This is a genomic window from Serratia sp. B501 (genome assembly GCF_051172315.1).
GTDB lineage: Bacteria > Pseudomonadota > Gammaproteobacteria > Enterobacterales > Enterobacteriaceae > Serratia > Serratia ureilytica.
The window spans coordinates 37,173-49,996 of record NZ_JBPIZB010000010.1 but is presented as its reverse complement, the minus strand read 5'-3'; the positions used below and the strand labels follow the sequence as shown (position 1 = coordinate 49,996).

15 protein-coding genes are annotated in these 12,824 nt (G+C 59.2%); 9 read left to right on the top strand and 6 right to left on the bottom strand.

Annotated features, from left to right (window positions below; genetic code table 11):
* Nucleotides 1-150 precede the first annotated feature (150 nt).
* From rfaQ to ACSBQV_RS22580, 3 genes are read left to right on the top strand one after another with little or no spacing between them, the layout of a single operon-like run.
* Nucleotides 151-1,233, top strand: a complete 1,083-nt coding sequence (gene rfaQ / locus ACSBQV_RS22590) for a putative lipopolysaccharide heptosyltransferase III (protein ID WP_099784785.1) — start codon at nucleotides 151-153, stop codon at nucleotides 1,231-1,233.
* On the top strand, nucleotides 1,230-2,357 hold the full coding sequence (locus ACSBQV_RS22585; RefSeq protein WP_047025860.1) for a glycosyltransferase family 4 protein: 1,128 nt from the start codon (nucleotides 1,230-1,232) through the stop codon (nucleotides 2,355-2,357). The genes rfaQ and ACSBQV_RS22585 overlap by 4 nt, the downstream gene beginning before the upstream one ends.
* A 2-nt stretch (nucleotides 2,358-2,359) precedes the next feature.
* Nucleotides 2,360-3,460, top strand: a complete 1,101-nt coding sequence (locus tag ACSBQV_RS22580; protein WP_033645186.1) for a glycosyltransferase — start codon at nucleotides 2,360-2,362, stop codon at nucleotides 3,458-3,460.
* Nucleotides 3,461-3,504: 44 nt separating this feature from the next.
* Here ACSBQV_RS22580 and ACSBQV_RS22575 read toward each other — a convergent pair whose 3' ends face one another.
* Nucleotides 3,505-4,518, bottom strand: coding sequence for a glycosyltransferase family 9 protein (locus tag ACSBQV_RS22575; protein ID WP_099784787.1), 1,014 nt, complete (start codon nucleotides 4,516-4,518; stop codon nucleotides 3,505-3,507).
* A gap of 125 nt (nucleotides 4,519-4,643) precedes the next feature.
* Here ACSBQV_RS22575 and waaA point away from each other — a divergent pair, with 125 nt between their 5' ends.
* From waaA to coaD, 3 genes are read left to right on the top strand one after another with little or no spacing between them, the layout of a single operon-like run.
* The gene (waaA, locus tag ACSBQV_RS22570; RefSeq protein WP_099784789.1) at nucleotides 4,644-5,921 is read left to right on the top strand and encodes a lipid IV(A) 3-deoxy-D-manno-octulosonic acid transferase; all 1,278 of its coding nucleotides are present in this window, start codon (nucleotides 4,644-4,646) and stop codon (nucleotides 5,919-5,921) included.
* Nucleotides 5,922-6,695, top strand: coding sequence for a glycosyltransferase family 2 protein (locus ACSBQV_RS22565; RefSeq protein WP_033645184.1), 774 nt, complete (start codon nucleotides 5,922-5,924; stop codon nucleotides 6,693-6,695). It abuts the gene before it with no gap.
* A 3-nt stretch (nucleotides 6,696-6,698) separates the two neighbouring features.
* On the top strand, nucleotides 6,699-7,184 hold the full coding sequence (coaD, locus tag ACSBQV_RS22560; RefSeq protein ID WP_033645183.1) for a pantetheine-phosphate adenylyltransferase: 486 nt from the start codon (nucleotides 6,699-6,701) through the stop codon (nucleotides 7,182-7,184).
* A gap of 3 nt (nucleotides 7,185-7,187) precedes the next feature.
* On the opposite strand, the gene mutM is transcribed toward coaD, so the two are convergent.
* The 4 genes from mutM to radC all read right to left on the bottom strand — a co-directional run bounded on the left by mutM (nucleotide 7,188) and on the right by radC (nucleotide 9,446).
* On the bottom strand, nucleotides 7,188-8,003 hold the full coding sequence (gene mutM / locus ACSBQV_RS22555) for a bifunctional DNA-formamidopyrimidine glycosylase/DNA-(apurinic or apyrimidinic site) lyase (RefSeq protein WP_047025862.1): 816 nt from the start codon (nucleotides 8,001-8,003) through the stop codon (nucleotides 7,188-7,190).
* 81 nt (nucleotides 8,004-8,084) lie between these two features.
* Complete coding sequence (gene rpmG, locus ACSBQV_RS22550) at nucleotides 8,085-8,252, bottom strand: 50S ribosomal protein L33 (RefSeq protein WP_002442576.1); 168 nt, start codon at nucleotides 8,250-8,252, stop codon at nucleotides 8,085-8,087.
* An 11-nt stretch (nucleotides 8,253-8,263) separates the two neighbouring features.
* The gene (gene rpmB, locus ACSBQV_RS22545) at nucleotides 8,264-8,500 is read right to left on the bottom strand and encodes a 50S ribosomal protein L28 (protein WP_004931195.1); all 237 of its coding nucleotides are present in this window, start codon (nucleotides 8,498-8,500) and stop codon (nucleotides 8,264-8,266) included.
* A 262-nt stretch (nucleotides 8,501-8,762) separates the two neighbouring features.
* The gene (gene radC / locus ACSBQV_RS22540) at nucleotides 8,763-9,446 is read right to left on the bottom strand and encodes a RadC family protein (protein WP_016929682.1); all 684 of its coding nucleotides are present in this window, start codon (nucleotides 9,444-9,446) and stop codon (nucleotides 8,763-8,765) included.
* 183 nt (nucleotides 9,447-9,629) lie between these two features.
* On the opposite strand from radC, the gene coaBC reads away from it, so the two are divergent.
* The 3 genes from coaBC to slmA all read left to right on the top strand — a co-directional run bounded on the left by coaBC (nucleotide 9,630) and on the right by slmA (nucleotide 12,131).
* A complete protein-coding gene (gene coaBC, locus ACSBQV_RS22535) occupies nucleotides 9,630-10,847 on the top strand; it encodes a bifunctional phosphopantothenoylcysteine decarboxylase/phosphopantothenate--cysteine ligase CoaBC (RefSeq protein ID WP_168177212.1) in 1,218 nt (405 codons plus the stop codon).
* Complete coding sequence (gene dut / locus ACSBQV_RS22530; RefSeq protein ID WP_033652257.1) at nucleotides 10,825-11,283, top strand: dUTP diphosphatase; 459 nt, start codon at nucleotides 10,825-10,827, stop codon at nucleotides 11,281-11,283. Before coaBC ends, dut begins: the two co-directional genes overlap by 23 nt.
* A 251-nt stretch (nucleotides 11,284-11,534) precedes the next feature.
* The gene (gene slmA / locus ACSBQV_RS22525; protein WP_033652258.1) at nucleotides 11,535-12,131 is read left to right on the top strand and encodes a nucleoid occlusion factor SlmA; all 597 of its coding nucleotides are present in this window, start codon (nucleotides 11,535-11,537) and stop codon (nucleotides 12,129-12,131) included.
* A gap of 31 nt (nucleotides 12,132-12,162) precedes the next feature.
* Here slmA and pyrE read toward each other — a convergent pair whose 3' ends face one another.
* The gene (gene pyrE / locus ACSBQV_RS22520) at nucleotides 12,163-12,804 is read right to left on the bottom strand and encodes an orotate phosphoribosyltransferase (RefSeq protein WP_042785593.1); all 642 of its coding nucleotides are present in this window, start codon (nucleotides 12,802-12,804) and stop codon (nucleotides 12,163-12,165) included.
* Nucleotides 12,805-12,824 lie beyond the last annotated feature (20 nt).

Sequence of the window (12,824 nt, the reverse complement as noted above, 5' to 3'; positions counted from 1 at the left end):
AACGACTTTGCTGCCTGGTTTGGACAACGTTGAAGCGCATTCGTCCCTGCTCCGGCGATTTTTTTGCGGCTCGGCAAGAAAACCGAGCAACAGTAGCCACATGCGATCGGGTCATTTAGAATCAAAGATTGGTTTCCCAGAAAGCGACTCATGATGAACGACGCGCCAGCCCTAACTTCCGCCCCATCCGTACAGCGTATTCTGATCATAAAACTGCGCCACCACGGCGATATGCTGCTGGTCACGCCGGTCATCAGCAGCCTGCGGCAAAACTACCCGCAGGCCCGGATCGATGTGCTGCTGTATCAGGAAACGCAGGAGATGCTGGCCAGTAATCCGGAACTGTCGACCCTGTTCGCCATCGATCGCCAATGGAAAAAACAGGGTACCCGCGCTCACCTCGGACATGAGCTGGCGCTGCTGCGCCGCCTGAAGGCGCAGCGCTACGATCTGGTGGTCAATCTGGCCGATCAGTGGCGCAGCGCCATCATCACGCGCCTGACCGGCGCGCGCATCCGTTTGGGCTTCGATTTCCCCAAACGCCGCGGCTTCCTGTGGCGCCACTGCCACACGCAACTGGTGCCGGTAGACAATCACGCCCACTTGCATACCGTCGAACAAAATCTCTCGTTGCTGGCGCCGCTGAACCTGCCCGCGCTCAATGAGCATGTCACCATGAGTTATGATCCGCAGGATTGGCAGACCTGTGAGCAACTGTTGCAGAAACAGGGCGTCGCCGGCAGTTATATTGTGGTGCAGCCCACCTCGCGCTGGTTCTTCAAATGCTGGAGCGAAGAGAAAATGGCCGCCACCCTCACCGCCTTGCAGGCCGACGGCCACCAGTTGGTGATCACCTCCGGCCCCGACGCCAGAGAAAAAGCCATGGTCGAGCGCATTTTGGCGCTCTGCCCGCCGCAGGGCGTAATCTCGCTGGCCGGCCAGCTGACGCTGCGCCAACTGGCCGCCCTGATTGACCACGCCAAGCTGTTTATCGGCGTGGATTCGGTGCCGATGCATATGGCCGCCGCGCTGCAAACGCCGTGCGTGGCGTTATTCGGCCCTTCCAAGCTGACTTTCTGGCGGCCATGGCAGGCTACCGGCGCCGTGATCTGGGCCGGCGACTTTGGCGAACTGCCCGACCCGGACGCCATCGATACCGGCACCGATGAACGGTATCTCGACCTCATTCCTACAGACGCGGTGATTGCAGCCGCGCGGAGCACGCTGGCATGAAAGCATTTCGTTTGGCGATCGTTCGCCAAAAATACCGCCCGGACGGCGGAGCCGAACGTTTCGTTTCCCGCGCCCTGGAGGCGCTGGAGCAACAGGATCTCGATCTGAACGTCATCACTCGCGAATGGCAGGGTGACGCCAATCCAAACTGGCATATTCACCTGTGTAACCCGTTGAAACTCGGCCGCATCAGTCGCGAACGGGGCTTCGCCGTGGCGGCCAGGGCGCTGTGGCAGAAAGAGCGCTTCGATCTGGTGCAAAGCCATGAGCGCATTCCCGGCTGCGATATCTACCGCGCCGGCGACGGCGTACACCGCCGCTGGCTGCTGCAACGCGCGCGGCTGCTGCCGGAGTGGCGCCGCAAGTGGCTGTTTTCCAACCGTTATCACCGCTATGTGATGTGCGCCGAGCGCGCCATGTACGCCGCACCGGAGCTGAAAGCCGTCATCTGCAACGCCGAGATGATCAAACGGGAAATCATCGCCGACTTTGGCGTGCCCGCCGACAAAATCACGGTGATCTATAACGCCATCGACAATCAAAAGTTCCCGCCCGCCGACGAGGCCCAGCGCCGACGCCTGCGTGAGCAATATCAGATCCCGCAACAGGCGCACTGCCTGATCTTCGTCGGCTCCGGTTTCGAGCGCAAAGGTCTGGCCGCCGCCATCCGCGCCGTGGCGGCGACCGACAGCCACCTCTTGGTGGTCGGTAAAGACAAAGCCGAAAAGCGTTACAGGGCGCTGGCGCAGTCGCTGGGCTGCGGCGATCGCATTCACTTTATGGGCGTGCAGAAGCAGACCCTGCCGTTCTATCAGGCCGCGGATGCGCTGCTGCTGCCGACGCTGTACGATCCGTTCCCGAATGTGATTCTGGAAGCGATGTCCTGCGGCCTGCCGGTTATCACCAGCACCACCTGCGGCGGCGCCGAGTTTATCACCCCGGGCCAGAACGGCTTCGTGACCGACGCGCTCGACGTGCCGGCCATCACAGAAGCCATTCGGGCGCTGCCGCGCCAGGCGCTGGGATCCTCCATGGGCGAAGCGGCAAGATTGCGCATTATGACGGCTACGCCGGCGCATCTCTCCGAACAGCTCATTTCCCTCTATAACCGGTTACTGGATTAGCTATGCGTATTCTGATGATCATCGATGGCCTGCCGGGAGGCGGCGCGGAAAAAGTGGTGCTGACCCTGTGCCAAGGCATGCAGCAACAGGGGCATGACGTCAGTCTGATCTCGCTGCGTGACGTCTGCAATTACCCTATCCCGTCAGGCATTGATTATCAGGTGGTGGCCGATCGCAGCCGTGCCCCCTGGCGCAAGCTGACCGAGCTGTCGCGCCGCGCCGCCGCGCTGGATCGGGCGGTAGCCGAACACGAGCGCCAAAACGGCGCGTTCGATCTGGTGTTCTCCAACCTGCACAAAACCGATCGCATCGTCAGCCGCAGCAAGCGGCTGGCTTCGGATCGCCTGTGGTTCTGCATTCACGGCATTCTCTCCACCTCCTACCTCGGCCACCGCAAAGGCCTGGATCGCTGGCTCAAGCAACGTAAAATCGCCAACGTTTACCAGGGGAGAAATATCGTCGCCGTTTCACAGGCGGTCGGCGGCGATCTGCAGCAGAATTTGCCGATCCACCCGCGTCGGCTGGCGGTCATCAATAACCCGTTCGACATCGACGCCATCCGGCAACAGGCGGCGGCACCTTGCGAACTGGCCGGTCAGGACTATCTGGTGCACGTCGGCCGCTTTCACGCCACCAAGCGGCATGACCGCCTGCTGAAAGCCTATGCGCAATCCGGTATTCAGGCGCCGCTGGCTTTGATCGGCACCGGGGATGACGCCCGCGTCGCCGAGGTCAAGCGTCTGGCGGCAGACTTGGGTATCGCAGAGCGCGTGCTGTTCCTCGGCTTCCAGGCCAATCCCTATCCGTTTATCCGCCATGCCTCGCTGTTGGTGCTCAGCTCCGATAGCGAAGGGTTTGGCAATGTGCTGGTAGAATCGCTGTTGTGCGGCACGCCAGTGGTCAGCACCCGCTGTCCGGGCGGCCCTGCGGAAATTCTGGAAAAAGCCGGCATGGCTAACGCGTTGGCGGAATTAAACGAAGCGTCGCTGGCAGAAAAAATGGCGGAAATTTACGCCAATCCGCCGCAGATAAATCAACAGCAATTGCTGAGCTATGGGCTGGAGCCTATTTGCCGTCAATATATTGAGCTGAAAGAAAAATAATAAAGTAATAAATAAGGCAGGTGATACCTGCCTTATTTTCTTCGCTAGCTTAGCGCCTGCATTTTCTGCCAAACCTCATCGACAGAAACATCTTCACAGTGCCCCGACTCACTCTGCAAAATATGATGACGGCCGGTCCATGGATGCCAGGACGTTTTATCGGTATCGCCAAAGAACACCACCATATCCTTATTCAGCGCGGCGGCAAGATGCATCTGCCCGCCGTCGCTGCACAGCACCCGGTCGCATAAATCGAACCCGCCCAACAGCTCGCGCACCGAGGCCGTCGGATAAAGCGCGACGCGTTCGTTTTGGCACAGCGCCAACAGCTGTTCTGCGCGCTGCTGATCGCCGATGTCGTCCGGCGCCAGCGTGCCCTGCGGCGACCAGAAGATCAGCACGCCGGTGCGGGGATCGGCGGTCAGGCGGTTGATGATTTCGGCATAGCGTTCAACCGGCCAGCGCCTTTTCGGGCTGCGGCTGCTGATATGCACGGCGCAAACCCGTTCGACCGACGGCAGGCGTTCCTGCAGCCGCTGCGCCGCCAGCTGCCGCTCTTCCGGCATCAGGAATACCCGCACCGGCGGGATCGGAATGGCTTGATCGGTTATCGCCGATAAATAGCTGTAGGTGTGTTCGACCTGATGTAGACCGCGGAAATCGTCCTTGCGGAACGGGCGCTGAATATCTTTCGTGCCCAAATCGGCGCCGATGATATGGGTGGCGCCGGCCATTTTCGCTAAACGCAGGCTGTATTTGCAAGGCACCGGGTTGGCCAGAATGACCGCATCGAACTTTATTTTGCGCAGCTTCAGGAAGATCATCAGACGTTCGAAATAAACGCCCAACGTCGTTTCATTTTTCGCCTTGTGCTTGGCCTTTTTATAGACAAAGACTTTCTCGAGATGAGGATTGTTTTTAACAACGTCCTGGCTGACTTTATTGATCAGCAGATAAACTTTTGCGTCTGGATAGGCAATTTTCACCCCTTCAATCAGAGGCGTGGTACAAACAAGATCGCCGATGTTGTCGCGGCGAATAATTAAAATATTCTTCATTCCGAGCCTATCGGCGAAATCGCTCGCCGGTTGTCTGAAACTGACACCCAAGGTTACCAAATTAGCGCCTTTCCCTTCCAGTTATGGTACTATTCCGAATAACCCATATAAATGAAATTGATAGAATGTTGCTGCGTTTATATCAGGTACTACTCTACCTCATCCAACCCCTGATCTGGCTCCGCTTACTGCTGCGCAGCCGCAAAGCTCCAGCCTACCGTAAACGCTGGGCGGAACGCTATGGCTTCTGCGCCGGGAAAGTCGTGCCGGGCGGCATTATGCTGCATTCCGTCTCCGTCGGCGAAACGCTGGCGGCCATCCCGCTGGTGCGGGCGCTGCGCCATCGTTACCCCACTTTGCCGATAACTGTGACCACAATGACCCCGACAGGTTCAGAACGCGTCCAGTCCGCTTTCGGCAAAGACGTGCATCATGTCTATCTGCCCTACGATCTGCCCGGTTCCATGAACCGCTTCCTCGACCAGGTGAATCCCAAGCTGGTGATCATCATGGAAACCGAGCTATGGCCTAACCTGATCAACGCACTGCATCAGCGGCAAATCCCCCTGGTGATCGCCAATGCGCGCCTGTCGGCGCGATCTGCCGCCGGCTATAAGAAAATTGGCGGATTCATGCGCGATATGCTGCGCCGCATTACGCTGATCGCCGCACAGAACCAGGAAGACGGCGATCGTTTTATCGAACTGGGCCTGAAACGCTCGCAGCTGGCCGTTACCGGCAGCCTGAAATTCGATATCTCCGTCACCCCGGAACTGGCCGCCCGCGCCGTTACGCTGCGCCGCCAATGGGCGCCGCGCCGCCCGGTGTGGATCGCCACCAGCACCCATGAAGGCGAAGAAACCATCCTGCTCGAAGCGCACCGCAAGCTGCTGGAAAAACACCCCGACCTGCTGCTGATCCTGGTGCCGCGTCACCCGGAACGCTTCCCGACCGCCAAGGAGCTGGTACAGAAGGCCGGTTTCAGCTACACCCTGCGCAGCAGCGGCGAAATCCCGTCCGGCAGCACCCAGGTGGTGATCGGCGATACCATGGGCGAACTCATGCTGCTGTACGGCATCGCCGATCTGGCCTTTGTCGGCGGCAGCCTGGTGGAACGTGGCGGGCATAACCCGCTGGAAGCCGCCGCCCACGCCATCCCGGTGCTGATGGGCCCGCATACCTTCAACTTTAAAGACATCTGCGCCAAGCTTTCGCAGGCCGAAGGCCTGATCACCGTGACCGACGTGGATTCGCTGGTAAAGGAAGTGGAAACCCTGTTGACCGACGAAGACTACCGCCGTTACTACGGCCGCCATGCGGTGGAAGTGTTGTATCAGAATCAGGGAGCGTTGCAGCGCCTGCTGCAGCTGCTGGAACCGCACCTGCCGCCCCGGAGTCACTGAATGAGCAGCCGCAAAAGCCTGTCGGTGGTGATGATCGCCAAAAACGAAGCCGGGCTGTTGCCGGACTGTCTGCGCTCTGTCGCCTGGGCCGATGAAATCATCGTGCTGGACTCCGGCAGCGAGGACGACAGCGTCGCCGTCGCCGAAAGTCTGGGCGCCAAAGTCTTCACGCACACCGACTGGCAAGGATTCGGCAAGCAGCGCCAGCTGGCGCAAAGCTACGCCAGCCATGACTACGTATTGATGATCGACGCCGACGAACGCGTCACCCCCGAACTGCGGCAATCCATCGAGCGGGTGTTGAACGCGCCGGACGACGGCGCCGTTTACAGCTGCGCGCGGCGCAACCTGTTCCTTGGCCGCTTCATGCGCCACAGCGGCTGGTACCCCGACCGCGTCAACCGCCTGTACGCCAATTCACGCTATCGCTATAACGACGATCTGGTGCACGAGTCGCTGAACATCGGCGACGCCAAAGTGATCCCCCTCAGCGGCGATATGCTGCACCTGACCTGCCGCGACTTCTTCGCCTTTCAGCGCAAACAGCTGCGCTATGCCGAAGAGTGGGCCACACAGCGCCACCGGGCCGGCAAGCGTTGCGGCTATCTGTCCATCCTGACCCACACGCTCGGCGCCTTCGTCAAAACCTGGCTGCTGCGGGCCGGCTTCCTCGACGGTAAACAGGGGTTGCTGTTAGCGGTGGTCAACGCGCAATATACCTTCAATAAATATGCCGCATTATGGGCATTGGGCCGCAACTACTCAGAGAAGTGAATCATGACCAGCAAAGCCATCTATCCCGGGACGTTCGATCCCATGACCAACGGCCACCTGGATTTAGTGACGCGCGCGTCGCTGATGTTCGATCACGTGATTCTGGCCATCGCCGCCAGCCCGAGCAAAAAGCCGCTGTTCAGCCTGGATGAGCGCGTGGCGCTGGCGACGCAGGTCACCTCGCATCTGGACAATGTGGAGGTACTGGGCTTCAGCGAGCTGATGGCGCATTTCGCCGCTCACCAGAATGCCAATATCCTGGTGCGCGGCCTGCGGGCGGTGTCTGACTTTGAGTATGAACTGCAGCTGGCGAACATGAACCGCCATTTGATGCCGACGCTGGAAAGCGTGTTCCTGATGCCTTCCGAAGAGTGGTCGTTCATCTCCTCCTCACTGGTGAAGGAGGTCGCCCGCCACGGCGGCGATATCGCGCCTTTCCTGCCCGATGTGGTCACTCAGGCGCTGATGGCGAAGCTCGCCGCCGCGTGATGCTCAGCGCTGGCAGCGTCGGCAAAAGAAGGTGCTGCGCTGCCCGTGCTTGGCGGATTCAATCGGCGTGCCGCATGTGCGGCACGGTTCTCCCGCCCGTCCGTAAACCTGCAGCTCCTGCGCGAAGTACCCCGGTTTCCCGTCCGACTGCAAAAAGTCGCGCAATGTGGTGCCGCCCTGCTCGATGGAGCGTTGCAACACCGCCTTGATGGTCTTCGCCAACAGCGCCGCTTCGGCTTTGGTCAAGGATCCCGCCGGACGATCGGGCAGGATCCCGGCGCTGAACAGCGATTCACTGGCGTAAATGTTACCGACCCCGACCACCAGCTTATTATCCATCAGCCACGGTTTGATCAGCGTGCGCTTATTACGTGATTTTTCATACAGGTAGTCGCCGTTGAACGCCTCACTCAGCGGTTCCGGCCCCAGATGCGCCAACACGCTGCTGGTCGCCAGGTCTTCGCACCACAGCCAGGCGCCGAAGCGGCGCGGATCGGTATAGCGCAGGATCATACCGTTGTTGATCACCAGATCGACGTGGTCGTGTTTGCCGGCTTCGTCTTCGTTTTCCTCACGCAGCATGCGCAGGCTGCCCGACATGCCCAGATGCACGATAATCCAACCGCGCTCCAGCTCAATCAGCAGGTATTTGGCCCGACGCTGCACGCTGAGCACCGGCTGATCGCTCAGCGTCAGGATCTGCTCGGAAACCGGCCAGCGCAGGCGCGCGTTGCGCACCACCGCATACTGAATGCTGTGGCCGACAAGATAAGGCTCTATACCGCGTCTGCTCGTCTCAACTTCCGGTAATTCAGGCATCTGGCTTCCCCTCCGATGTTTTCTACCCTTTATAAAACAAAAAACCCGGCCAAGGCCGGGTTTTTCATTAATCCACTAAAATTATTTAATTTTAGCTTCTTTGTATACTACGTGCTGACGGACAACTGGATCGAATTTCTTCAGTTCCAATTTTTCCGGCTTAGTACGCTTGTTCTTCGTGGTGGTATAGAAGTGACCAGTACCAGCAGAAGAAACCAGCTTGATCTTCTCGCGAACACCTTTAGCCATGATTCAGTTCCTTAATACTTCTCACCACGGGCACGCAGATCGGCCAGAACCGTCTCAATACCCTTCTTATCGATAACACGCATACCTTTAGCAGATACACGCAGAGTTACAAAGCGCTTCTCAGCCTCAACCCAAAAACGGTGTGAGTGCAGGTTAGGCAGAAAACGGCGTTTGGTCGCGTTCATTGCGTGGGAACGGTTGTTACCGCTCACCGGGCGCTTGCCAGTAACTTGGCAGACTCGGGACATGTCTATTCTCCAAAAATCAAATCAGCTCGAGCTTCGTATAGGGTATGGCCGCCTCGTCAGGCTTTTAGAGCCCATCTCAGCAAACTTCATACTGAGGAGACTCTCGTCATCAGGTAGAAACCACACATCAGGTCAGAAACCTGCTGAGATAGGCTCTTGCGCCAAACCCAAGATTCTCAAAGGTGGCGTAGTATACGCTCTGAAGCGTAAGTGCTCAAGTCCCGAACAGCTAAAGATCCCACAAGGATCGCGAAAAAATCGCTTAAAGCCATCCGCGCTCGGCAAAAGAGACGCATTCACCCCGACCGATCACCAAATGATCGAGCACTCGGATCTCCAATAACTGGCAGGCTTTCACCACCTGTTCAGTTATCAAACGGTCGGCATGACTGGGTTCAGCCTTACCCGAGGGGTGATTATGCGCGAGAATCAGCGCGGCGGCATTAGCCTTCAACGCTTCGCGTACAATTTCTCTCGGGTAGACGACGACGCTGCTGATGGTACCAGCAAACATCTCCTGATGGCGAATAACCCGATGCTGATTGTCTAAAAACAATACCAAAAAGACCTCTCGCTCACGATGCGCCAGCAGGCTTTGCAGATAATGCTGGGTGACGCGCGGGTTAAGCATGGCGTTTTCCTGCGAGAGATGGCTGGAAAAGAAGCGAAGCGCCAGCTCGGCAATCGCCTGCAGCTGCGTATAGCTGGCGTCGCCCAGGCCTTTTTGACTGCAAAACGCCTGATGATCGGCCGACATCAGATGGTAAAGCGAGCCGAATCGGCGCAGCAGCTGCTCCGCCAGCTGCATTACGTGCACGCCGGGCAACCCGGTGCGCAAGAAAATGGCCAACAGCTCTGCGTCGGACAGCGCCGCGGCCCCCTGCATCAACAGCTTTTCACGCGGCGCCAGCGCGCCCGGCCAGCACGCCACAGTCGGGTTGCTCATCGTGTTCCTCCCTGAAAGGGCTACAGCATGCCATGCGCTCCCCGGCGCGTTCGACAGGTGTTTGATAACATTGCGAAGTGTTTCGCAAAGCACAATGTAACGCCCTGCAGCCATTGCGGAATCGCTCACCTGAACGGCGGATATGCTAAAATGGCGCATCTTTCGGCTTTCAATCGGACAATGATGATGACGGGACTTTCCGGCAAACATATTGTGCTTGGCATCAGCGGCGGCATCGCCGCCTACAAATGCCCAGAGCTGGTGCGCCGCCTGCGCGACAGGGGCGCGGAAGTGCGCGTGGTGATGACCCACGCCGCCAAGGCGTTCATTACGCCGCTGACGCTGCAGGCCGTTTCCGGCCACCCGGTGTCCGACGATCTGTTGGATCCCGCCGCCGAAGCCGCCATGGGCCACATCGAACTCGGCAAATGGGCGGATCTGGTGATTCTGGCGCCGGCGACCGCCGATCTGCTGGCGCGCGTCGCCGCCGGCATGGCCAACGATCTGCTGACTACCGTCTGCCTGGCGACCGACGCCCCTATCGCCGCCGCCCCCGCCATGAACCAGCAGATGTATCGCGCCGCCGCCACGCAGGCCAACCTGCAAACGCTGCAGGCGCGCGGCATGCTGCTCTGGGGGCCGGACAGCGGCAGCCAGGCCTGCGGCGACGTCGGCCCGGGCCGCATGCTGGATCCGCTGGACATCGTCGAGCTGGCGAACGGTCATTTCTCCGCCCCGCAGGATCTGCAACATTTGCAGGTTATGATCACCGCCGGCCCGACGCGCGAAGCGCTGGATCCGGTACGCTTCATCAGCAATCACAGCTCCGGCAAAATGGGCTTCGCCATCGCCCGCGCCGCCGCCGCCCGCGGCGCGCAGGTGACGCTGATCGCCGGGCCGGTGAGCCTGCCGACGCCGCCGAAGGTCACACGCGTGGACGTCACCAGCGCGCTCGAGATGGAACAGGCGGTGCAACAGCGCGCCGCTCAGCAGCAGATTTTCATCTCCTGCGCCGCCGTAGCCGACTACCGTCCCGAGCGGATCGCCGATGAAAAAATAAAAAAACAGGGTGATGAAATCGTCCTCAAGATGGTAAAAAACCCCGATATCGTCGCCGGTGTGGCGGCGATGACCAAAAATCGACCGTTTGTCGTGGGGTTTGCCGCCGAAACCCAGAATGTGGAAGAATACGCGCGGCAAAAACTGGCGCGTAAGAAGCTGGATTTGATTTGCGCTAACGATGTATCGCTTGCAGAGCACGGGTTCAACAGCGACACCAATGCCCTGCACCTTTTTTGGCAGGATGGAGATAAACGCCTGGCGCTGAGCGACAAGGCACTCCTTGGCCAACGTTTAATAGACGAGATAGTCAGCCGTTATGATGAAAAAAATCGACGTTAAGATCCTCGACCCGCGCATCGGTCAGGATTTCCCGCTACCGACCTACGCCACTCCGGGCTCCGCCGGTCTCGACCTGCGCGCCTGCCTGGACAGCGCGGTGGAGCTGGCGCCGGGTGAAACCACGCTGCTGCCTACCGGTCTCGCGATCCATATCGCCGACGCCGGCCTGGCGGCGGTGATCCTGCCGCGCTCAGGCCTGGGCCATAAGCACGGCGTCGTGCTGGGCAATCTGGTCGGCCTGATCGACTCCGATTATCAGGGCCAGCTGATGGTGTCGGTCTGGAACCGCGGCCAGAAGTCATTCACTATCGAACCGGGTGAACGCATCGCGCAGATGGTCTTCGTGCCGGTGGTGCAGGCCGAGTTCAACCTGGTGGAAGAGTTCGACAGCAGCGAGCGCGGCGAAGGTGGCTTCGGCCACTCAGGGCGCCACTAAGCGCCACTCAATGCACGATGGCCGGCAGGGAAACGTCGCCTGAACCTTGCCTTTCCGGGGAGAAGGATGTCTCTGCGGCAAGGTTTTACCGCGACAATTGCAGCGCACACCAGGCAGCGCGGAAAAAGGCCGTTAAGGCCGCTGACCCCAGCATCGTAAAAAAGCTATCACATAAGCCGCACAGAGCCTGCTCTGCAGCGGCCGGTGCCCGGGTTTCCGTCAGTTAAGTTTTAGCAAGGGTCTAATCAGACATGGCAGAAAAAGAAAATACGAAAAGGAATCGGCGCGAGGAAATATTGCAGGCGTTAGCCCAGATGCTGGAATCCAGCGACGGCAGCCAGCGCATTACCACCGCCAAGCTCGCCGCGAACGTGGGTGTTTCTGAAGCTGCGCTGTACCGGCATTTCCCCAGCAAGACACGGATGTTCGACAGTCTGATCGAGTTTATCGAAGACAGCCTGATCACCCGCATCAACCTGATCTTGCAGGACGAGAAAGAGACGTTTAGTCGTCTGCGCCTGATTTTACTGCTGATTCTGGGCTTTGCGGAACGCAACCCGGGGCTGACGCGCATCATGACCGGCCACGCGCTGATGTTTGAACAGGATCGCCTGCAGGGCCGCATCAACCAGCTGTTCGAACGCATCGAGGCGCAGCTGCGTCAGGTGCTGAAAGAGCGCAAATTGCGCGAAGGCAAAGGCTTCATCGTCGATGAAACGCTGCTGGCGAGCCAGCTGCTGGCCTTCTGCGAAGGCATGTTGTCGCGCTATGTGCGTTCGGAATTCCGCTATCGTCCAACGCAGGAATTCGACGCCCGCTGGCCGCTCCTGGCGGCCCAGCTGCAATAACGATAACGCCGGGCATGCCCGGCGTTTTTACTTATATCCCGTACTGCTCGCGGTAAGCGCGCACCGCCGCCAGGTGGTCCGCCATTTCCGGTTTCTCTTCCAGATAGGCGATCAGATCCTTCAGCGTCACGATCGAAATCACCTTGCAGTGGTAGTCGCGTTCCACTTCCTGAATGGCGGAGATGTCCGCGCGGCCGCGTTCCTGGCGGTCGAGGGAGATCAGCACGCCCGCCAACGAAGCGCCGCTGGCGCCGATGATTTCCATCGACTCACGGATCGCGGTACCGGCGGTGATCACATCGTCCACCAGCATCACGCGGCCCTGCAGCGGGCTGCCCACCAGCGAACCGCCCTCACCGTGGGTCTTGGCTTCCTTGCGGTTAAAGCAGTAAGGCACGTCGCGCTCATGGTGTTCCGCCAGCGCAACCGCCGTGGTGGTGGCGATAGGAATGCCTTTATAGGCCGGGCCAAACAGCAGATCGAAATCGATGCCGGAATCCATCAGGGCTTCGGCATAGAAGCGCCCCAACAGCGCAAGATCGCGCCCGGTATTAAACAGGCCGGCGTTGAAGAAATACGGGCTGGTGCGGCCGGATTTCAGGGTGAACTCGCCGAATTTCAATACCTGCTTGTTAAGCGCGAACTCGATAAACTGGCGCTGATAGGCTTTCATTACTGCTTCTCCTCGTCTGA

Coding starts and splice junctions, on each gene's coding strand:
- dut (WP_033652257.1), top strand. CDS start 10,825: ATGATGAAAAAAATCGACGTTAAGATCCTCGACCCGCGCATCGGTCAG.
- waaA (WP_099784789.1), top strand. CDS start 4,644: ATGTTGCTGCGTTTATATCAGGTACTACTCTACCTCATCCAACCCCTG.
- rfaQ (WP_099784785.1), top strand. CDS start 151: ATGATGAACGACGCGCCAGCCCTAACTTCCGCCCCATCCGTACAGCGT.
- ACSBQV_RS22575 (WP_099784787.1), bottom strand. CDS start 4,518: ATGAAGAATATTTTAATTATTCGCCGCGACAACATCGGCGATCTTGTT.
- ACSBQV_RS22565 (WP_033645184.1), top strand. CDS start 5,922: ATGAGCAGCCGCAAAAGCCTGTCGGTGGTGATGATCGCCAAAAACGAA.
- slmA (WP_033652258.1), top strand. CDS start 11,535: ATGGCAGAAAAAGAAAATACGAAAAGGAATCGGCGCGAGGAAATATTG.
- mutM (WP_047025862.1), bottom strand. CDS start 8,003: ATGCCTGAATTACCGGAAGTTGAGACGAGCAGACGCGGTATAGAGCCT.
- rpmG (WP_002442576.1), bottom strand. CDS start 8,252: ATGGCTAAAGGTGTTCGCGAGAAGATCAAGCTGGTTTCTTCTGCTGGT.
- coaBC (WP_168177212.1), top strand. CDS start 9,630: ATGATGACGGGACTTTCCGGCAAACATATTGTGCTTGGCATCAGCGGC.
- ACSBQV_RS22580 (WP_033645186.1), top strand. CDS start 2,360: ATGCGTATTCTGATGATCATCGATGGCCTGCCGGGAGGCGGCGCGGAA.
- ACSBQV_RS22585 (WP_047025860.1), top strand. CDS start 1,230: ATGAAAGCATTTCGTTTGGCGATCGTTCGCCAAAAATACCGCCCGGAC.
- radC (WP_016929682.1), bottom strand. CDS start 9,446: ATGAGCAACCCGACTGTGGCGTGCTGGCCGGGCGCGCTGGCGCCGCGT.
- coaD (WP_033645183.1), top strand. CDS start 6,699: ATGACCAGCAAAGCCATCTATCCCGGGACGTTCGATCCCATGACCAAC.
- rpmB (WP_004931195.1), bottom strand. CDS start 8,500: ATGTCCCGAGTCTGCCAAGTTACTGGCAAGCGCCCGGTGAGCGGTAAC.
- pyrE (WP_042785593.1), bottom strand. CDS start 12,804: ATGAAAGCCTATCAGCGCCAGTTTATCGAGTTCGCGCTTAACAAGCAG.